The 19,804-nt window shown below is 64.8% G+C and carries 14 protein-coding genes; 9 read left to right on the forward strand and 5 right to left on the reverse strand.

All coding sequences use genetic code 11. The features are described 5' to 3' along the window. Nucleotides 1-89: transposase domain-containing protein (locus tag ACRARE_RS22300; RefSeq protein ID WP_207018952.1), on the forward strand; the 89-nt coding region annotated here is incomplete at its 5' end. A 33-nt stretch (nucleotides 90-122) separates the two neighbouring features. Next, on the forward strand, nucleotides 123-617 hold the full coding sequence (locus ACRARE_RS22305; protein ID WP_432658522.1) for a hypothetical protein: 495 nt from the start codon (nucleotides 123-125) through the stop codon (nucleotides 615-617). A 230-nt stretch (nucleotides 618-847) separates the two neighbouring features. Here ACRARE_RS22305 and ACRARE_RS22310 read toward each other — a convergent pair whose 3' ends face one another. From ACRARE_RS22310 to ACRARE_RS22325, 4 genes are all read right to left on the reverse strand, one after another. Continuing rightward, complete coding sequence (locus ACRARE_RS22310) at nucleotides 848-3,211, reverse strand: phospholipase D-like domain-containing protein (RefSeq protein WP_432658523.1); 2,364 nt, start codon at nucleotides 3,209-3,211, stop codon at nucleotides 848-850. Beyond that, complete coding sequence (locus ACRARE_RS22315) at nucleotides 3,208-4,752, reverse strand: hypothetical protein (RefSeq protein ID WP_432658524.1); 1,545 nt, start codon at nucleotides 4,750-4,752, stop codon at nucleotides 3,208-3,210. The genes ACRARE_RS22310 and ACRARE_RS22315 overlap by 4 nt, the downstream gene beginning before the upstream one ends. 1,236 nt (nucleotides 4,753-5,988) lie before the next feature. After that, complete coding sequence (locus ACRARE_RS22320) at nucleotides 5,989-6,765, reverse strand: DeoR/GlpR family DNA-binding transcription regulator (protein ID WP_432658525.1); 777 nt, start codon at nucleotides 6,763-6,765, stop codon at nucleotides 5,989-5,991. A 146-nt stretch (nucleotides 6,766-6,911) separates the two neighbouring features. Further along, entirely contained in the window at nucleotides 6,912-10,118 is a 3,207-nt protein-coding gene (locus ACRARE_RS22325) for an autotransporter domain-containing protein (protein ID WP_432658526.1), read from the reverse strand. A gap of 264 nt (nucleotides 10,119-10,382) precedes the next feature. Here ACRARE_RS22325 and ACRARE_RS22330 point away from each other — a divergent pair, with 264 nt between their 5' ends. The 7 genes from ACRARE_RS22330 to ACRARE_RS22360 all read left to right on the forward strand — a co-directional run bounded on the left by ACRARE_RS22330 (nucleotide 10,383) and on the right by ACRARE_RS22360 (nucleotide 18,713). Continuing rightward, a complete protein-coding gene (locus ACRARE_RS22330; protein ID WP_432658527.1) occupies nucleotides 10,383-12,011 on the forward strand; it encodes an acyl-CoA synthetase in 1,629 nt (542 codons plus the stop codon). A 111-nt stretch (nucleotides 12,012-12,122) separates the two neighbouring features. Next, nucleotides 12,123-12,911: a ribose-5-phosphate isomerase RpiA gene (rpiA, locus tag ACRARE_RS22335; protein ID WP_432658528.1), complete on the forward strand. Its 789-nt coding sequence runs from the start codon at nucleotides 12,123-12,125 to the stop codon at nucleotides 12,909-12,911. Nucleotides 12,912-13,011: 100 nt separating this feature from the next. Further along, nucleotides 13,012-14,403, forward strand: coding sequence for a glutathione-disulfide reductase (gene gor / locus ACRARE_RS22340; protein ID WP_432658529.1), 1,392 nt, complete (start codon nucleotides 13,012-13,014; stop codon nucleotides 14,401-14,403). 85 nt (nucleotides 14,404-14,488) lie between these two features. Next, nucleotides 14,489-15,661, forward strand: a complete 1,173-nt coding sequence (gene hflK, locus ACRARE_RS22345) for an FtsH protease activity modulator HflK (protein WP_432658530.1) — start codon at nucleotides 14,489-14,491, stop codon at nucleotides 15,659-15,661. Between the two features lie 12 nt (nucleotides 15,662-15,673). Next, nucleotides 15,674-16,705 (forward strand): protease modulator HflC, encoded by a 1,032-nt coding sequence (gene hflC, locus ACRARE_RS22350; RefSeq protein WP_432658531.1) that lies wholly within the window; start codon nucleotides 15,674-15,676, stop codon nucleotides 16,703-16,705. Continuing rightward, nucleotides 16,702-16,911, forward strand: coding sequence for a DUF2065 family protein (locus ACRARE_RS22355; protein WP_432658532.1), 210 nt, complete (start codon nucleotides 16,702-16,704; stop codon nucleotides 16,909-16,911). Before hflC ends, ACRARE_RS22355 begins: the two co-directional genes overlap by 4 nt. 332 nt (nucleotides 16,912-17,243) lie before the next feature. Beyond that, nucleotides 17,244-18,713: a Do family serine endopeptidase gene (locus ACRARE_RS22360; protein ID WP_432658546.1), complete on the forward strand. Its 1,470-nt coding sequence runs from the start codon at nucleotides 17,244-17,246 to the stop codon at nucleotides 18,711-18,713. A 338-nt stretch (nucleotides 18,714-19,051) separates the two neighbouring features. Here the strand turns inward: ACRARE_RS22360 and ACRARE_RS22365 are convergent, their stop codons facing one another. Next, the gene (locus tag ACRARE_RS22365) at nucleotides 19,052-19,663 is read right to left on the reverse strand and encodes a peptidoglycan-binding domain-containing protein (RefSeq protein WP_432658533.1); all 612 of its coding nucleotides are present in this window, start codon (nucleotides 19,661-19,663) and stop codon (nucleotides 19,052-19,054) included. Between the last annotated feature and the right edge of the window lie 141 nt (nucleotides 19,664-19,804).

Raw genomic sequence — 19,804 nt, forward strand, 5'->3', positions numbered from 1 at the left:
AAGCGTGGCTTGCTGATGTCCTCGACCGCATCCACGATCACAAGATCAACCGCCTCGACGAACTGCTCCCGTGGAACTGGAAGTCGTAGGATCAGGCGACGGTATCAACCGGCCGGTTACGCTTGATCCAGCAGGGGGCGCTGAAAACTGTCGCCAAGTCATCTGAGGGAAGTGGCTACCTGTCTGTGCGGCTGGACCCACAAGAGGTTGCCGAGGCGTTGCGTCTGCTCAAGCCAGAAGGCTACCTTCGGTCCACGCTAGCACGTTATCTGGGAATCAATGAAACTGCCGTCCGGTATTTGGTGGAGGTGGGCTACCTGACGCAAGTTCGGGCACGGCACCCGCACTCGCGGAAGTCGATCAAGGTTGTGACCTACGAATCCGTCGATCGTTTCCTGGAGCGATATGTCCCCTGCAAACATCTTGCTGAATTCGAAGGGGAAGGCACGCGGAGTGTCGGTGATCGACTCGAAGCAATCGGGTTGAAGCCGCTTCCATTGTCACCAGCGGGTAGGGGGCGTGTGTTTCTGCGCTCCGACGTGCTGTTCTGTGGGTGGGAACGAGGCAATCGCTTGCGCTCTCTGAAGCACGGCGACATCGCTTGGCCTGACCTGTGATGCAAGGTTTGCTCTCTGGAGTGATCGGTGTTCAACCTGTCTACGTCAACTCGGCAAGACCCGTCATGACGCCAGGCCTGAACCCGAACGGCGGAGAGCAGTCTTTTGCTGCCGGAATGCTGAGTGTCGGTCTGCGGACTTTTTGACTTGAAGCAACGTCGGATTGACACGCTGTCACCAACTTGCATCACACGAGGAGCGGCCCATATCGCGCCTGACGGGCAATAGGGTCACGCACATGGCAGGCGCACACCGGGATTCAGCGCCAAGCGATCAGCAAATCTTTCATCCAGCCGTGCTGTAATCTGATCGAAATACCGCCTGTCCTCGTCAATTGTACCGATGATCAAAGCGACTTGTGCCGCGAGGGCCTTCGCAAGACCCCCCAAGGGGCCACGAAGGTCAGCTGTCTTGGGATGTGAGGCTGCTGCGGTTGCTGCTGCCTTTGCCGCCCAGTCTGCCATGGCGAGGTATTCAAGTACGCGCTTCTGCTCGCCTTCATCTTGCGCCACCTGCAGAGTCTGCAATGCCCGAGCGGTACCGAAATGCTGCTTGAGTAACCGTCCGACCAGTCGCGGCCAGTCGTAGCTGTTCTTGGTATGGATTGGCAGGAACTGAGTTGGCAGCGCAGCCCCTCGGATCGGTTGGGCATGAGAAAGCAGGATTTGGAGTAGAGCACGAAGCCGCACAAGTTCCGCAGTACTGATCGGCTTGCCTCTCAGCAATCGACATCTTGCCTCGAATGCGTCGACCGCCTCTTTCATCTTCTTCGCAGTGGCTACCGCCTGCTTCGTGGGTTTCGCTGGTTTCGGCGCTTGTTCTTGCGGTGTGGATGGTGCGGCATCACTCGGTGCCGCAGGTTCGGTCACGCGGAAGTCCATGGCCGCAATTGCCTTAAACTCCCGATCTTCATCAGCGTCTAGGTCCAGCCCGACGAGGCCAATGATCCGGTTAAGCGCCGCACTCAGGGTATTGGCCGGGCTATCGTGCCGACCGAAAAACCCACCCGAAATCTGGCTTCCCTCCGCCATTGCACTGCTACGTGCCCGCACGAATTCGTCATAGGGCAGAATCGCATGGACCTGCTCGGTTGATGCAGCCGTGGGAGGGGATAAGGCCTCCAGTCCTGAATCGGCAGTTATACCGGTTTCTTCAAGCTCCAGCGCTTCGAGCTGGTTCAGGGTCTCGATCAAGATCAGGTCTTCGTTCATCGCCTCGGCAAGGATATCCGTCAGCGACTTCTTGCGACCTCGCGCGGGTGGTAGTGTGCGGACGGCGAGGACATCGAGATCAATGACCTGGACCGGCGCGGATACGGAGCCATTCGCAAAATGGACGATGCCGGACTTGGGACGTCCTGCTTCGAGGTCCAAGCGCCAAGCCGTGTCGCCTCCTTGCACGAGGTCAATTCGATTGCCGAACTGAACCTCTTCCCGGTCCTGCAGGGTGATGGCAATGGCCGAGCTAGGTACAAAACCGGCTGGCGGCTTCCAGACCAACCGTCCCGACTGCAAGGTCATCGTCCCGCCATCGGTGTACGCCTCCTCCAATGAACTTTTCGCCGTGGCGGAGGCCTGGTCGTGGAGATCAGTCGGCTGCAACGGCGCATCGCGGTAGTTCTCCAAGCCAAGTGCCGCGAGGGCCGTTCCCGGCGGGACGCGTTTGTAGATCCCGGCTTCGGCGTTGCCGCGCACAATCGTTGGGCCGAGCAAGGCAGGCAAGGTACAGTTCATGCTGCCCGAAATCACGTGATCCCATGCCTGGCCTTGTGCAACCACGAGCTTGGCGTGGACAAACCTCTTGCTGTCGGACGTGTCGACCTTGAAAATCCCGATGTCCGAGAACCGCGGCAGTTCGGATTTCGGAAAGTAGGTTGAAGCGGCGTCGATCAGCAGATCGGTCGGCGGTTCACCCATGATGGCCCTCAATCGCGCCAGCCCTTCGAGCTTCATGTCCCAATAGGGCGACACGACGATCAAGCGCTCTATCCGATCATCGCCCACGCTGGCAGAGATCTGGTCGAGGATGGTCTCGTCCGGACGATCGTGCAGCAGGGCGACTTCATGCTCGGCCTCTTTCTCTGGAAAAGGGGGGGCGATCACGACGCGCAGCCATGGCGACGATCGAAGTGCCCGCTGCATCGCCGTTGCAAACCAAAGGTCATCCGAGGGGACCTTGCTGCGAATGTAGTTCAGCGCCGCAGCGAAGTGGTAGGCGTTGCCTGTCGCGTCTTCGTCGTAGGAGAGGCTGGCGACCAGTTCCCTGTTTCCACCGAGGCCGAGCGCGGTCAGATTGGCCGAGCCAATCAGCAATCGGCCTTTCTTCGCCCCAACAAGCAAGGTGATCTTCGGGTGAAAGGCACCCGGGGCATCGGCCTTGACAAGGTGATAGCTGCTTCCTGCAAATTTCGGCGGACCCAGTTCGGCAAAGCTCTGGTTGACCATCTGCCGATCGGCAAGGATCACGATGTTCCGGCAGCCAGATCCGCGCAGCCGCGAGAATGGCACGTCCTCGAAGGCCTGCGCCCCGAAGGCGTAAGTTGTCAGAAATGCCGAGTGAAAACCGCTTTCGGCGAATATATCAAAGTACTTCATGCGGCATTAAGCTCCGCGCGGCCGAAGTCGGTCAGGCCCGCATTGTCAATCAGCTTGACGTCCCGAAGGAACCGCATGGCTTGATCCAGGCGTGGGCTGCTTGGCGACACCCGGAAACGATCCCTGTACCGCAGCAATCCCTCCTCGGGCTCGATCAGGAAGGTATAGGCTTTTTGGTTGCGGAACTTACGCGACGCCACCCAGAGATGGCGTTTCAGGACACGTTCACGAACCAAGGCGTCAAGGACAGTACGGGCATTCTCCTGCTCTCGCACCTGTAGGTATTTGACTTCTGTCCGCAGCGACTGGAAGTGGTCCGGCGCATTCAGTGCGCTGTCCAGCAGCTCGCCGAAGGCCGCCGTCCGTTCAACTATCGCGGAGATTAGCTCCACTACAGATTGCATTCGTGTTGCCCGTTCTCCCGAAGCTCGGGCCTTGACCATGCGCTCTTCAGCTAACCTCGCGGCCTTGGACGGGTCCAAGCCTTCGAGCAGGCTCGCGGAGTAGCCCCGCCACGTTGTGCCACCGGGCACGTCGACAAGGCCGACCAATTCCGTGACCACCCTACTGAGCGGCATCCGGCGCAATTCTGCCTCTTGTAGAATGTCCAAGGCAAGATCGAGGATGTTCTCATAGGCGAGACGCATAAGGTCACATGCCTGATAGAGCGCCCACAAGCTGCGAACGTCCTCGGTCGCGGGAACGGGTGCGACAGCATGATGGCCAGCACCGAACCATTCCCATTTCACCGCCTCGGCGCGCGGCACTTCCTTCGTCGCGCCAATGAGCTGCAGAAGCATGAGCGCGGTGGATCTTCGCAGTTTGTCGGGCGCGATTGCTGGCGACATCTGGCCAAGCAAGATTTGAACGAGCAGCCGATGTTCGGCGCTGCCTGCAAGGATCTTGGAGGGCTGCATTGGTGCCATCCGGTCGAGGTCGGCGAGCGTCACTGTTCCGCCTTTCACGCAGCGCAAGAATGCAGTTCCGAGCTCGCCAATCTCCACGGCGAAAGCCTCTGCTAATGGAAGTGCGCGGTTCGTGCAGACTGCAATCGGGTTCCGATCATCGCCAAGTGTGATCAGGCCCATTTCGAACATCTGGGTGGCATAGATGCCGCCGAATGCGCCGCCCTTGTTGCGCAAGTAACGCTGGCTGACGTCCGTGTCCGGATCGGCCCCGATTGAAAAATCGATGATCGTCTCCGGATCGTTCGGAACGTCGTTCAGTTGTTTCTGCGCCCAGTCTATCCCGGCAACGCCCAATTCAGTCGCGCCTCGCGCGGCAATAAGGGCAAAGAGAGTTTCACAGCGCCGCTGGAACGCCCGGAAGGAAACAGGATCAGTGTTTCCTTGATCTCTTGCGTAAACTTCGAGCATCCAAACGAAGAACGAATAGTACCTGAAGCGAAGTGTGATAGTGCTGATCCCGGGCAGCAGGGACTGATAAATCGCTTCTATAGGGCGCTGCATTCCAAGGGGATCAAGGCCGCCATCCTGTCCAAGTTCAGTCCACTCCGGGAAGCCCGGCCCAAAATCCTTCATCTTCAATCTACCATCGAGAAAACCACGGGGTGATGATGGAGGGAACCGAAAACGCGCGCAACTACGAGTTGCCCGCTAGTGCCAGAGATTACTTGCTTCTGCGCGATTCTTTGGGTTCCCTGAAGTAGTGTTGGTGTGGCGCTAACGCCTCCACTTCTTTGCCGTGGCGGGTGGTCTGATACGAATTTTTCCAAACAATGAGCTGCATAATTGAACGAAAAATCGGATCCGTCTCGTGAGTCGGGCTCGCTCGTCCAATTCACGAAGTGATAGGTTGTAGAAACTGCCAGAGACCAACAAGACCTAAGGCAACTCCAATCATGCCTATGATTAACGACCAGGCGCCAACCCAAGCTGGCACATACACATACGGGTCTCTATGCTGAAGATACCAGCATAGGCTACGCCAACCGGTTACCAGTTCGACGTCCAGTCTTACGTTCGAGTTCACTTTGCCCAAGCCTAAGTGTTCACGGACATCGTAGTCGGCTAAGACAACTCCGTTTCCTTCCTCGTGTCCCAGCCCCACAAAATAGCCGCTGTGCCCATTATGTGTAACTTTTAAGAGTGTATGCCGGTCGGCCCCGAGCCGGTCCGAGCGAGAGAAACGAATGCGCCAGCGGCCGACATCGGCGTCAGGCGGCTTGCGAATGACAAAATCTCCAGAGCTTTTACGCATACAGTCGACCATCCTGTGCTTCACCGCCTTATTTGAGAATGGCCAAGATAGCTCTGCGAGACAATGTCGATCTAGGGGAGAATAAGTGTATTAAATTTTTCGAGGGTGAGGCTTGGTCAAGGTCTCTTCCTGATCGGCGCGATCAACCTTCATCGATCTGAAGCTAACTATTTGTCACACATCCCTTTCGTCCGCAGCCTCTGCTCTTTCGACCTTGGCGTGCCAAGGCATGCTTCATGATGAGACTAATGTCCGTTCTTGTGAAGTTGGGCAGCCGAGATGACCACCCCGGCTAACGCGGAATGCGCTGCCGTTACTCAGTGAAGGTAGGGAGTTGCGCTCCTTCACCGCACCATACTCTTCGCATGAAGGTCGTTCTTTTTGAAATTTTGTGTCAATAAGCTGTGCCGCTGGAACCAAAGTGAATTGAAAAGAAAAGATTTTTTATATGCTGATAGGTAAGGTCAGGTGGAGCGCCACACCCGCCCCGGCCCTTAAACAGAAGGCCCCGTCGGCATCCGCCGCGGGGCCTTTTCCGTTCCTGGGGGCGCCGCCCCTCAGACCACCTCGATCCGCACGCCGCAGGCCTCGGCGCGGGCGGTGATGGGGGCGGGCGGGGCGGTGTCGGAGACCAGCAGGTCGACGTCCGACAGGCTGCCCAGTTGCACCAGGCCGCGATGGCCGAACTTGCTGCCGTCCACCGCCAGCAGCACGCGGGCCGACTGGCGGATGGCGGCGCGGACGGTTTCGACCTCGGCGCTGTCGTCGTCGCCCAGGTCGCCCTCGTCATCCACCCCCGAGACCGACAGGATGCCCAGGTCGAACTTGAACCCGGCCAGAAAGCTGTCGGCCTGGCCCTGGAAAACCCCGCCGTCGACCTGGCGCACGAAACCGCCGGGGATGGCGATGGTGAAATCCGTCGTCTCGCGCAGATAGGCGGCGATGCGCAGGCTGTAGCTGACCACGCGCAGGTTGCGCCGCGCCAGCAGGGCGCGGGCGATGGCCTCGCAGGTGGTGCCGGTGTCGAGGAAGATCGAGGCGCCGTCGGGCACCAGGCCCGCCACATGGCGGGCGATCCGCTCCTTGGCCTCGGCATTTCGGATGCGGCGCCGGCGCAGCTCTTCGGGGCCCACGGCATCGGCGATCATCGCACCGCCGTGCAGGCGCCGCAGGCGGCCCTGCTTCTCCAGCTCCATGATGTCGCGCCGGGCGGTCTGGGTGGTGACCGAGAACCGCTGCGCGATCTCCTCCAGCGAGATATGCCGCTGCCGGGCCAGCTGTTCCATCAGCAGGTCCTGCCGATGCGTCTTCTTGTCTGAACCTGTGCCGTCCATCGCCCTATGTCTCTGCGCCGCCGCCTGAGGCCTGTGTAGCTGAAGCCTGTGTCCTTCAGGCCTGTGTACAGGGGCGGGGTCTTGTCTTGCAACAAAAGGCCGCGGCGCTGCCGCCGCGGCCCTGGTTTCGCGTCAAGGATCCGCGCTTAGAAGCGCATACCGACCCCGAGGCTCAGCGCATTGGCCTGGCCCGCGTCGCCGAAGCGGCCCTGATAGCCCAGGGTCAGGCTGGCGCTGTCGCTGATCGCGATGGCGGCGTCCAGACCCAGGGTGACCACATCCTCGGCCAGGCCGGTGCCTGCCACGGTGAAGGCGTCGCCCCCGGCAAAGGCCAGATCGGCGTTGCCGGTCTCGCCGTCCAGGACGTGACGCCAGCTCAGCTCGCCACCCAGCGTGGTGCCCTGACCCAGGGCGCGCTCGGCGCGCAGGCCCAGTTCCGCCAGGGTGACCGAGGCGTCGAGGCCGCCCAGGCGCAGGGCCGCGTCCCCGCCGGTTTCCGCACCGTGATCGCCCGAGACCTCGATATGGGCCAGACCGGCGAAGGGGGTGATGCGGGTGCCGCCCAGATCCAGCTGATGCGAGATCTCGGCGAAGACCTGGGTAGTGTCGGCACTGAAGCCACCGCGCAGCACCTCCGACAGGCCCGCGTAGTCGGCGCCGCGCCAGACCGAGACATCGCTGTGGCTGTAGATCAGCCCGCCGGTCACGGCGGTCTGGCCGAAGCGCTGCCCCAGCATCAGACCGATGTGGGTGTCATCGCTGTCGGCCTGACCGGCCAGGCCGTTCAGGCTGGCCTCGGTGCTGCCGAAGCCCGCCATCACGCCCAGGCTCAGGCCACTTTCCAGCATCCCGTTGACGCCCAGCAGGGTGCCGGTGCTGCTGCGGTTCAGGTCGCGCAGGTCGCCGGTGCCCTCGACATCGGCCTCTTCGCCATAGGCCTTCAGCCAGAACCCGGTGGTGCCCGGGGCCAGATCCAGCGCCGCGGTCAGCTGCGCCCCGGCCAGCCCGCCGATCAGCGCGCTTTGCCCGGCCAGCGCCCCGGCGGTCGCCGCGTAAAGCTCGCCCGAGAGGCTGTTGAAGGCGCGCGAGGCGCTGTCTTCGCCCAGCATGACGAAGCTGTTGTAGAGCGCATTGCCGTAGCCAAGGCTTTCGATCCCGCCCGCCGCGGCGCGGCCATTGGCGGTGTTGGCGACACTGTCGAAGGCGGTGTCGTTGCGTTCCAGGTTCAGGGTCAGGGCATTGCTGCCATAGTCCAGCGCCGCATCGAGGAAGGCCAGGGTCGAGGTGACCTCGTCGAATTCGCCGGACAGGCCACCCTGGGCGGTCAGGATCTGCATCGACAGCTCGGGGGCATAGTTCAGCCCCTCGCCGATCACCAGGGCGGTGCCGCCCAGGATGTCGACCTGGCCGGTGACCGCGACGGTGTCGGCATTGCCGTCCTCGTCCGTCTCCACCTCGAAGGTGGACCCGCTGGCGAAGGTCAGATCGCCATCGACGGTCAGCGCGCCGATGCTGTTGCCGGCGCCGAAGGTGCCGCCCGACAGGACCGAAACCGAACCGGTGGTGCCGTTGCCGCCCAGACGGGCGCCGTTCTGCACGGTGGTCAGCGACGAACTGGCGTTCGAGCCGTTCACCAGCAGGGTGCCCGCCGTCACATCGGTGGCGCCGGTATAGCTGTTCTCGCCCGACAGGATCAGCGTGCCCGTGCCGCGCTTGGCCAGGGCGCCGGTGCCGGTGATCTCACCCTCGGCATCGACCTTGCCTGCGGCGTCGCGGATCTCGATCCAGCCGCCGGCGCCTTCCAGCGACACGTCGCGCGACAGGGCCTGCATGGCGGTGCCGCGCACGGCCAGGCCGCCGTTCGACAGCCGCAGCGTGGCATCCGCGCCGCCCAGGGCCGCGTCTTCCTCGACCAGGACAGTACCGCCCGAGGTCACCAGCGTCTCGTCGATGAAGCTGTGATCGTCGATGCAGTAGTCCACGATGGCCTGGGCCAGGCGCGGGTCGTCGCTGGTACAGTCCAGCAGGGTCTTCTTCTCGTCCTCGGTCAGCCCGGTCAGGATCGGAGTGCCGTTGTCGTCGGCGATCTGGCCCAGGTAGACGTCGGTCCGCATGTTGTTGCGGGTCAGGAAGAACTCGTTACCGTCCGAGAAGGTGGTGGCCTCGTCGCTCCAGACCAGGCGGGTGCGTTCGTCGACGGTGCCTTCGTTGTCGTATTCCAGTTTCGGCCCGACCCAGCGGAAGTCATGCGCCACGACCTCGTGGTCGGTATAGGCGGTGCCATTGGGCAGGACGTCGGTCTGGTCCAGGGTGCCGGTATAGGCGTCATCTGCGGCATCGGTGATCACCCACCATTTGCCGAAGGGGCGCGAGGCGATGAAATGGTCGATGCGCACCCGGTCCCAGCTGGGCCAGGTGTTGGTGTCGTCTTCCTCGGCCGAGGGCCAGGAGACCGAGCCGTCGGCCAGGTCGTGCGGGGCGAAATGCTCGCGCTCGGCCTCGGTCTGCAACAGGATGAAGTTGCGCTTGAGGTAGTTCATCGTCACCGGGGTGTTGTTCTCCACCGGGTACATCTCATCCGCGAACAGGTCGTCGGGGATCTGGTCGAGGCTGAGGCTTTCGCCGTAGTGATCGTCGATGAAGTCCGCCATGGCGTCGGGGTCGACGGCGTATTCCTCCAGCAGGGTGCCGTAGAAGCTGTTGCCGGTGCGCAGGTAGTTCTGAAGGATCAGCTTTTGCTGCGAGGCGCGGTGCAGCCCGCGTTCCGACACGTCGCCCGCGTTCCAGTCGCCGGTCAGGATGACGGGGCGGTCGGTCGAAAGGGCCCATTCGGTGATGCCCTTGGCCTCGTTCAGGCGGGTGGCCGAGGGGTCGCGATAGTCCAGGTGCAGCGAGCCGATGACGGTCTCGGGGGCGCCGCCGCCGACCTGGGTATGCTGATAGGCCACCGCGTCGCCCAGGGTGTTGGTGTCGAAGTCGCCGCCGATCCGGCTGAGCACGCCGCTGTCACCCTGGCGGATGTATTCGTAGTCGCCCAGACCCGCGTCGCGCAGGATGGCCTGAAGGCCGGACAGGTAGGTGTCGTTGCGCAGCTCCTGGAAGGCGATGACGTCATAGTCGCCGTTGATGAACAGCGGCGCGATGGCGTCCAGGTTGGTGCGGAACTGATCGCCCCAGGTGTTCATCGTCAGCACGCGGATGGTGCCCGCAGGGGCGGGGGCGGCGGCGTCGCTGGCGTGCAGGGCGGCGGGGGCGGTCAGCAGGCCAAGGGTGGCCACACCGCCCAGCAGGGCGGCGCGCAGCCCGGTCTTCAGACCGGCGCCGCGCAGGGGAGTGAGGGGAGAGAGAGGCATGGAGATGTCCCTGAGAGTGTCAGACAGAGCAGAAGTGCGTGGGCGCGCAGGGCGCCTCGGTCCCCCTCATGACAGGTCAATATGTAGGTTTTCTTACATTTTGTAATTTAGATAACATTTCGCCCTGCCGCGACATGCCTCGGGGCGCCCGGGCGCCGCCGGTGACGCTTCGGAGCCGGGTTTTGGCGCTAACGTATTGGCCAGCGCGCCCGCTCTGCGGCTATAAGGATCCGGGGCCCGACCGGGCCGCGACGGGAGGAACGAATGACCGATATTTATGATGTGGATCTGGATACTTGCGCGGCGAACTACGCCCCGCTGACGCCGCTGACCTTCCTGGAGCGCAGCGCGCGGGTCTATCCCGACCGGATCGCGCTGGTGCATGGCGCGCGCCGTCAGGACTGGGCCGAAACCTACGCCCGCTGCCGCCGTCTGGCCTCGGCCCTGGCGGGGCGCGGTCTGGGGCGCGGGGACACGGTGGCGGTGATCGCCGCCAATATCCCCGAGATGTTCGAGGCCCATTTCGGCGTGCCGATGATCGGCGCCGTGCTGAACGCCATCAACACCCGCCTGGACGCCGAGGCGATCGCCTTCATCCTGGACCATGGCGAGGCCAAGGTGCTGATGGTCGACCCAGAGTTCGCCGCCGTGGCCCGCGCCGCCGTGGACCTGTGCCACCGCAGCGACCTGCTGATCGTCGATATCGAGGATCCCACCCATGGCCCCGTCGATCCCATCGGCGCGCTGACCTACGAGGCCCTGCTGGCCGAGGGGGACCCCGCGTTTGCCTGGACGCCGCCCGGGGATGAATGGGATGCGATCTCGCTGAACTATACCTCGGGCACCACCGGCAACCCCAAGGGGGTGGTCTATCACCATCGCGGCGCCCATCTGAACGCCCTGGCGCAGATCCAGTCCTGGGACATGCCGACCCATTCGGTCTACCTCTGGACCCTGCCGATGTTCCACTGCAACGGCTGGTGCTTCCCCTGGGCGATGGCGGCCAATGCGGGCACCTCGGTCTGTCTGCGCCATGTCCGGGCCGAGCCGATCTTCGATCTGATCGCCGACGAGGGGGTGACCCATTTCTGCGGCGCGCCCATCGTGCTGAACATGCTGGCCCAGAACCCCGAGTTGAAACGCTTCGACCACCAGGTGAAGGTGATGACCGCCGGCGCCTCGCCGCCCGCCGCCGTGATCGAGGCGATGGAGGCCATGGGCGTTGAGGTGACCCATGTCTACGGCCTGACCGAGGTCTACGGTCCCGCCGTGATCTGCGCCTGGAAATCCGAGTGGGACAGCCTGCCCGCCGCGCAGCGGGCAAAGCTGAAGGCGCGGCAGGGGGTGGGCAACATTGCCCTCAACCAGGTCATGGTCGCCGACCCCGAGACCCTGGCGCCGGTGCCCCATGACGGCCAGACCATCGGCGAGATCTTCCTGCGGGGCCACAACGTGATGCGCGGCTACCTGAAGAACCCCGCCGCCACCGCCGAGGCCTTCCGCGGCGGCTGGTTCGCCAGCGGCGATCTGGGGGTGATGCATCCCGACGGCTATGTCGAGCTGAAGGACCGGCTGAAGGACATCATCATTTCGGGCGGCGAGAACATCAGCTCGGTCGAGATCGAAGAGGTGCTTTATCGTCACCCGGCGGTGCTGGAGGCGGCGGTGGTCGCCAGGCCGGACGAGAAATGGGGCGAGACGCCCTGCGCCTTCGTCGATCTGAAGCCCAACCTCTCGGTCGATGCCGCCGATATCATCGCCTATTGCCGCGATCACATGGCCCATTTCAAGGCGCCCAAGACCGTGGTCTTCGGGCCGCTGCCCAAGACCTCGACCGGCAAGATCCAGAAGTTCCTGCTGCGCGACCGCGCCCGCGAGTTGGACGCGGGCTAGGGCCGCCAAGGGCCCGGTTCCGGGGCGAAACGCGCCGGGGCCGGGCCGATTCCCTTCTCGCATCCGGGCTGCCGAAGACCTATAAGCGGGTCAAACACCGAAGGAGCCAGGATGAGCGGAGAGCTGTCCCCCATCGACAAGGCAAAATTCGTCGCCGCGAAACGGGCGACGGATTTCATCGAAAGCGGGATGCGCGTCGGTCTGGGCACCGGCAGCACCGCCGCCTGGATGGTGCGTTGCCTGGGCGAGCGGGTGCGCAAGGAGGGGCTGAAGATCTCGGGCGTGCCCACCTCGACCCGCACCGCCGAACTGGCCCGCAGCCTGGGGATCAAGGTGGTCTCGCTGGACGAGGCCAAGTGGCTGGACCTGACCATCGACGGCGCCGACGAGATTGACGGCGACCTGAACCTGATCAAGGGCGGCGGCGGCGCGCATCTTCAGGAAAAGATCGTGGCCACCGCCAGCGACCGGATGATCGTCATCGCCGATGCCGCGAAAGAGGTCGAGACCCTGGGCGCCTTCCCCCTGCCGATCGAGGTCATCCCCTTCGGCTGGCGCACCACCCAGGCGCTGGTCGAAGAGATGCTGATCTCGATGGACGTTCTGGGCCGTGACGTGACCCTGCGGATGAACAGCGACGCGCCCTTTATCTCGGACGAGGGCAATTACATCCTGGATCTGCATCTGAACCGCATCGGCAATCCGCGCGAACTGGCGCTGGTGCTCAATCAGATGCCGGGCGTGGTTGAAAATGGCCTTTTCATCGATATCTGCGATACGGTGGTGATCGGCCACGGCGATGGCCGGATCGAGACCCGCGATATCAATGATGGAACCACCGAGGACATGCGCCTCGATTTCGTGGAAGAGGACAACCTTTTCAAGGATCTCTCCGACTGACATTTCCCCGCCGCTGCGGCCCCCAGGGCCCCCAGGCGCATGGGTCGCGCGTCCCCCCAGGGCGGCCCGGCGCGCGGCAAACTGCAAGGACCAAGGCCCCATGGCATCCGATACCCCCTCGACCTTCGACTATGACCTCTTTGTGATCGGTGCCGGTTCCGGCGGCGTGCGGGCCGCCCGGGTGGCGGCCGGAGAGGCAGGCGCCCGCGTCGCCATCGCCGAGGAAAGCCGCTATGGCGGCACCTGCGTCATCCGGGGCTGCGTACCGAAGAAACTGATGGTCTATGCCTCGGGCTACGGCTCGATGGCCGCCGAGGCCCAGGCCTATGGCTGGGACATCACCGAGAAGGGGTTTGATTGGGCCGGTGTCTTCAAGCCCAAGCTGGAAGCCGAGCTGGACCGCCTGGAAGGGGTCTATCAACGGCTGCTGGACGGCTCGGGCGTCGACAAGTTCGACCAGCGCGCCACCGTGGCCGATGCCCATACCGTGCGCCTGGCCGATGGCACCACCAAGACCGCCAAGACGATCCTGATCGCCACCGGCGGCCGCCCGGTGAAGCCCGAGATCCCGGGGGCCGAACTGGGCATCACCTCGAACGACATCTTCCACGTGGCCGAGCTGCCCAAGCGTATCCTGATCGTCGGCGGTGGCTATATCGGCTGTGAATTCGCGGGCATCCTCAACGGCTTGGGCAGCCAGGTCACGCAGTATTACCGCGGCCTTCAGGTGCTGCGCGGCTTCGACGAAGAGGCCCGGACCCTGATCGCGGACGAGATGAAGACCGCCGGGATCGACCTGAAGACCGGGATCGACGTCGAAAAGCTGGAACAGACCGAGGACGGCATTCTGGTGCATGACACCCTGGGCGGCACCGCCACCTTCGACCAGGTGCTCTTTGCCACCGGGCGGGCGCCCAATACCGACGGGCTGGGCCTGGAAGAGGCGGGCGTGACCCTGGGCCGCAAGGGCGAGGTCGTGGTGGATGACTTCAGCCAGACCGGCGTGCCCTCGATCTGGGCCATCGGCGATGTCACCGACCGGGTGCAGCTGACCCCGGTGGCGATCCGCGAGGGCATGGCCTTTGTCGAGACGGTGTTCAAGGCCAACCCCACCAAGCCCGATCACGAGCTGATCCCCACGGCGATCTTCACCCAGCCCGAGATGGGCACTATCGGCCTGTCCGAGGAAGAGGCGCGCGAGACCGTCAAGGAACCGCTGGAGATCTACGCGACCTCCTTCAAGCCGATGCAGCAAAGCTTTGCCGGCGGCGCGGCGCAGAAGATCCTGATGAAGCTGATCGTCGGCGCCCATTCCCGCAAGGTTCTGGGCTGTCACATCGTCGGCCCGGCGGCAGGCGAGATGATCCAGATGGCGGGCATCGCCGTAAAGATGGGGGCGACGAAAGAGGATTTCGACCGTACCGTGGCGGTGCACCCGACGGCGGCGGAAGAGATGGTAACCATGCGCAACCCGGTCCGCACCCTCGGCTGAGGGCGGCAAGCGGTCGCGAAAACTTGAAATTCACCCCCGGGCTGCACAGCTAGGGGCAAAGCGTTTTGACTGAGAAGGGGAGACAATGGCTGGAGAGAATGGCGGACCCTGGGGCGGCGGCGGTGGCGGCCGACCCACACCGCCCTCGGGGGGCAACGGCGGCAACCGCGGTGGCCAGAATGGCGGCCAGGGCGGCGGCGGTCGCGACGACAAGCCGAATATTCCGGATATCGACGAACTGGTCCGCAAGGGCCAGGACCAGCTGCGCGTCCTGATGGGCGGGCGCGGCGATGGCGGCGGCACCGGGGGCAATGGCGGCATGGGCGGCGGCGGTGGCCCGCTGGTCACCCGTTCGATGGTCGGCCTGGGCGTGATCGTGGCCGTGGTCGGCTGGCTGTTCGCCAGCGTCTACACGGTGCGACCCGATGAACAATCGGTCGAACTGTTCCTGGGCGAATATTCGTCCACCGGCCAACCGGGTCTGAACTTCGCCCCCTGGCCACTGGTCACCCATGAAGTGATCGCGGTGACCCGCGAACGCATCGTCGACGTGGGCGTGGGCGGTCGTGGGGCCCAGGCGGGCCTGATGCTGACCGGTGACGAGAACATCGTGGATATCGACTTCCAGGTGGTGTGGAACATTACCGACCCGGCGCAGTTCCTGTTCAACCTGCGCGATCCGCAGATGACCATTTCCGCCGTGTCCGAATCCGCCATGCGCGAGATCATCGCGCAAAGCGAACTGGCACCGATCCTCAACCGGGACCGGGGCGCCATCGCTTCGCGCCTTCAGGATCTGATCCAGTCGACCCTCGACAGCTACGACAGCGGCATGAACGTCATCCGCGTCAACTTCGACAAGGCCGACCCGCCGTCGGAGGTGATCGACGCCTTCCGCGAAGTGCAGGCCGCCGAGCAGCAGCGCGAGCGACTGACCAACGAGGCCGACGCCTATGCCAACCGCGTCACCGCCGAGGCCCGCGGCCAGGCCGCGCAGCTGCGCCAAGAGGCCGAGGGTTATCGCGCCCAGGTGGTCAACGAGGCCGAAGGTCAGGCCAGCCGCTTTGCCGCCGTTCTGGACGAATACCGCAAGGCCCCCGAGGTGACGCGCAAACGTCTGTACCTCGAAGCCATGGAAGACGTTCTGGGCGATGTGAACAAGGTGATCATCGACGGTCAGGCCGGTGGTTCGGGCGTTCTGCCCTATCTGCCGCTGAACCAGCTGGCCCCGGGCACCGCGCCCCAGGGCAGCAAGTAAGGGAGAGAGATCATGAACAAGACAACGATCCTTCTGCCCCTGGTGGTGGTCATCGGCCTGGTGGGCTTTTCCTCGATCTTCATCGTGGATGAGCGCGAGAAGGCCCTGGTGCTGCAATTCGGTCGCGTAGTCGACGTGAAGGAAGAGCCGGGCCTCTCCTTCAAGATCCCGCTGATCCAAGAGGTCGTCACCTATGACGACCGCATCCTGTCGCGCGACATCGACCCGCTGGAGGTCACGCCGCTGGACGACCGCCGCCTGGTGGTCGACGCCTTCGCCCGCTACCGCATCACCGATGTGCGCCAGTTCCGCCAGGCCAATGGCGTGGGCGGAATCGCGGCGGCGGAATCGCGGCTGGATTCGATCTTGCGTTCGCAGACCCGGGAAATCCTCGGTTCCGTGCGCTCGGACGAGATCCTGTCGTCGGACCGGGCCGCGCTGATGACCCGGATCCGCGACGGCGCCTTCGATGAGGCGCAGTCGCTGGGTCTGGAGATCATCGACGTGCGTCTGAAACGCACCGACCTGCCGGCCGAGAACCTGGATGCGACCTTTGCCCGGATGCGGGCCGAGCGTGAGCGTGAGGCGGCCGACCAGATCGCCCGCGGTAACGAACGCGCCCAGGAGATCCGCGCCAATGCGGATCGTCAGCGGGTCGAGGTGGTGTCCGAGGCCCAGCGGGAGGCCGACATCATTCGCGGTCAGGCCGACGCCCGCCGCAACGCGGTCTTCGCCGAGGCCTATGGCGCCGATCAGGAGTTCTTCGAGTTCTACCGCTCGCTGGATGCCTATCGCGCCGCCCTGTCGGGCAGCAATTCGACCATGGTGATCTCGCCCGACAGCGAGTTCTTCAGCTACCTGAAGTCGAACAACCCCAGCGGTGTCCAGCCGGTGCCCGCTCCCGTGGTGGCCCCCGTGGCGGATCCGGTCGAAGAGACCACCGAGGAGGGCGCGGCAGCGCCCGAGGAGGCGCCCGCCGGTGACGGCGGCGCAATCGCCGGGGCTGCCTCGACCGTGCCGCTGACCGGCAGCGCGACCGAATGATCCTAGAGGCGCTGGCCACGGGCGCGCTTGCCCTGGGCTTTGTGTTTCTGCTGGAGGGGCTGGCCTGGGGGCTGGCCCCTTCTTTCGTCGAACGCCTGCTGGCCGCCCTGGCGGCGCTCAGCGAGGGCGAGAGGCGCCAGATGGGCCTTTGGGCCGTCTGTGCGGGCCTGGCGCTTTTGTGGCTGGCCCATGCGCTTGGCGCGTGACGTGATTTGTCACGCCGCCCCCGGCCTGGCGGCTTTCCCCGCCCGCGCAGCTGGGCTAACCTCGCCCTACATATTGATAAATCATCGGTCCGGCGGGGCCGTGTCGGGGCGAATCCCCTTGCGATTGCAGGCGGATTTGCTCTCAAGGGGCCTTCACAGGCTCTTGACGCGGCGCGATAGGCTTTGTGTTGCGCAGCCCCCGCCCTACATTAGAAACAAGGACACACGGATGTGCCCTGGGGACATATCCGAGGCATCTTCAGCAAGAAGAAGGAGATTTGGGAATGATGAGACAGGCACAGGCCCTGCGATCCCGCGCGGATCGAGGCGCCATGGCAGAGGCTCAGACCCTTTCGGCGCGCTCGATGCGCGCCATGTGGATGGGTGTTTTGGCGGTGGCGCTGCTGCTGGCGCAGGCGATCTCGGCCCGCGCGCTGCCCGAGAGCTTCGCCGACCTGGCGGAAAAGATCAGCCCGGCCGTGGTGAACATCACCACCTCCACCACCGTGACGGCGGGCACCGGCCCGGCGCCCATCGTCCCCGAAGGCTCGCCCTTCGAGGATTTCTTCCGTGAGTTCCAGGACCGCAATGGCGGCGGCGGCAATGGCGGAGAGGCCCGCCCGCGTCGCAGCCAGGCCCTTGGCTCGGGTTTCGTGATCTCGGAGGACGGCTATATCGTCACCAACAACCACGTCATCGAGAACGCCGACGAGATCCAGATCGAGTTCTTCGACGGCAACCTGATCGACGCGGAACTGGTGGGCACCGACCCCAAGACCGACATCGCCCTGCTGAAGGTCACCGCCGATCAGCCGCTGCCCTTCGTCAGCTTCGGCGACAGCGACACCGCCCGCGTGGGCGACTGGGTCGTGGCCATGGGCAACCCGCTGGGCCAGGGCTTCTCGGTCTCGGCCGGGATCGTCTCGGCGCGCAACCGCGCCCTGTCGGGCACCTATGACGACTACATCCAGACCGACGCCGCCATCAACCGCGGCAACTCTGGCGGGCCGCTGTTCAACACCAATGGCGAGGTCATCGGCGTGAACACCGCGATCCTGTCGCCCAACGGGGGCTCGATCGGCATCGGCTTCTCGATGGCCTCGAACGTGGTCAAGCGGGTGGTCGACCAGCTGCAACAGTTCGGCGAGACCCGCCGCGGCTGGCTGGGCGTGCGCATCCAGGACGTGACCCCCGACATGGCCGAGGCCATGGGCCTGGCCGAGGCCGCCGGTGCCATGGTCACCGATGTCCCCGAGGGTCCGGCGATGGAGGCCGGCATGGAAGCGGGCGACGTGATCACCGTCTTCGACGGGGTCGAGGTCGAGGACACCCGCGCCCTGGTGCGTCAGGTCGGCAATACCGAGGTCGGCAAGACCGTCCGCGTCGTCGTCCTGCGCAATGGCGAGACCGAGACGCTGAAGGTCACCCTGGGCCGTCGCGAAACCGCCGAGGACAGCGCCGTGCCCGCCGCCCAGATCCAGGACCAGGCCGATCCGCAGATCCTGGACCTGATGGGCATGTCCCTGTCGGAACTGACGCCCGAGCTGCGCGAGCAGCTGGAGCTGGACCAGGACATCGACGGCCTGGTGGTGACGGATGTCGACGAGATGGCCGAAGCCTTCGAGAAGGGCGTGCGCGCCGGGGATCTGATCACCGATGCGGGCCAGCAGAAGATCTCGACCGTGGCCGAGCTGCAAGAGCAGATCACCGTGGCCGAAGAGGCCGGGCGCCGGTCCATCCTGCTGCTGATCCGTCGCCAGGGCGACCCGCGCTTCGTGGCGCTGCCGCTGGAAGACAAGTGACTCGATAGGGCGCGCCCCGGGCGACCGGGCCGACAAGAGCACAGACGGGGCGCCTTCGGGCGCCCCTTTTGCGTGACGGCCCTGTGCGGGCGGGGGACCGGCCTGCGGCCGGTGGCCTCCGGCGGGAGTATTTTTGGCCATCGAATGGATAGAGGGGCCGGGGACCGCGGCGCCTCCTTTGCCCCGGTTTGCCCGCGCGCCCTGGTGGCACATTGGGGCGCTCCGGCGCGGATCCCCCCGCGCGCGCCTCTCTCTTCTCGTTTGCCAGAAATATCCCGGGGGGAGTCTCAGGGACTGAGACGGGGGGCAGAGCCCCCCTGTGCCGCGTGCAGGGCGCGCTACCTCTGCGGGGCGATGTCCAGTTCCGCCAGGCCCATCTGGCGGGCGGCGGCCAGGGACAGGATGCCGCTGTCGAGCCCCTGCGGCGCCTGGTAGGCGCGGATGGCGCGGCGGGTGCGCGGCGTCATCTCGCCATTGATCGGCCCGACGTAGTGGCCACGCACCGCCAGGGCGCGCTGCACCGAGGCGATGAAGGCGGGGGTCATCGCCTCGTCGCAGGGCACGCGGAACCAGATCTCGCGCCGTTCGCGGACGATCTCTTGCCGGGTTTCGGTCTTGTAGATCGCGGGCTGGGCGATGCGCCCGTCGCTGTGCACCTCGGCCGGTTGCAGCAGGATCTGCCGGGTCACCGTCTCGATCACCGCCGGCTGCACCTCCTTGCCCCAGCAGTCGTTGGGGGACGAGCCGGGGGGCGGGCGGTCGTAGATGCGGGTGATCTCGGGCGTGCCCAGGGTGGGGAAGTCGGGCAGCACCGGCTGGCAAGCGGCGGTCAGGGCCATCAGCGCGATCAGCCCCGCCAGGGCGCGCGCCCGCCCGCCGCCGCGCCTGCGGGCGGGCGCGGCGGCGGGCGCCGGGGTGGCGCGCACGCAAGGGGGGCGGGGCGGGGTCATGCCGTCGGGGGTCTGCTCTTTGCCTCTTTCGCGACACTCTAGTCGCTTTGCCCGGCCCCCGGAAGCCTGCCCGATGATCGCCCGGGCGCGGGCGGCGTTGCGACGCGGGACGGGCGGGGCAAAACCGCTGGCCTGGGGCGA

Origin of the sequence: Pseudooceanicola aquaeponti (genome assembly GCF_050897975.1) — a bacterium.
Taxonomy (GTDB): Bacteria; Pseudomonadota; Alphaproteobacteria; order Rhodobacterales; family Rhodobacteraceae; genus Pseudooceanicola.

Bases quoted from the DNA above. Each gene is read 5' to 3' on its own strand.
- ACRARE_RS22325 (WP_432658526.1), bottom strand. From the start codon at position 10,118: ATGCCTCTCTCTCCCCTCACTCCCCTGCGCGGCGCCGGTCTGAAGACC.
- ACRARE_RS22320 (WP_432658525.1), bottom strand. From the start codon at position 6,765: ATGGACGGCACAGGTTCAGACAAGAAGACGCATCGGCAGGACCTGCTG.
- ACRARE_RS22315 (WP_432658524.1), bottom strand. From the start codon at position 4,752: ATGAAGGATTTTGGGCCGGGCTTCCCGGAGTGGACTGAACTTGGACAG.
- hflK (WP_432658530.1), top strand. From the start codon at position 14,489: ATGGCTGGAGAGAATGGCGGACCCTGGGGCGGCGGCGGTGGCGGCCGA.
- rpiA (WP_432658528.1), top strand. From the start codon at position 12,123: ATGAGCGGAGAGCTGTCCCCCATCGACAAGGCAAAATTCGTCGCCGCG.
- gor (WP_432658529.1), top strand. From the start codon at position 13,012: ATGGCATCCGATACCCCCTCGACCTTCGACTATGACCTCTTTGTGATC.
- ACRARE_RS22310 (WP_432658523.1), bottom strand. From the start codon at position 3,211: ATGAAGTACTTTGATATATTCGCCGAAAGCGGTTTTCACTCGGCATTT.
- ACRARE_RS22330 (WP_432658527.1), top strand. From the start codon at position 10,383: ATGACCGATATTTATGATGTGGATCTGGATACTTGCGCGGCGAACTAC.
- hflC (WP_432658531.1), top strand. From the start codon at position 15,674: ATGAACAAGACAACGATCCTTCTGCCCCTGGTGGTGGTCATCGGCCTG.
- ACRARE_RS22360 (WP_432658546.1), top strand. From the start codon at position 17,244: ATGGCAGAGGCTCAGACCCTTTCGGCGCGCTCGATGCGCGCCATGTGG.
- ACRARE_RS22365 (WP_432658533.1), bottom strand. From the start codon at position 19,663: ATGACCCCGCCCCGCCCCCCTTGCGTGCGCGCCACCCCGGCGCCCGCC.
- ACRARE_RS22355 (WP_432658532.1), top strand. From the start codon at position 16,702: ATGATCCTAGAGGCGCTGGCCACGGGCGCGCTTGCCCTGGGCTTTGTG.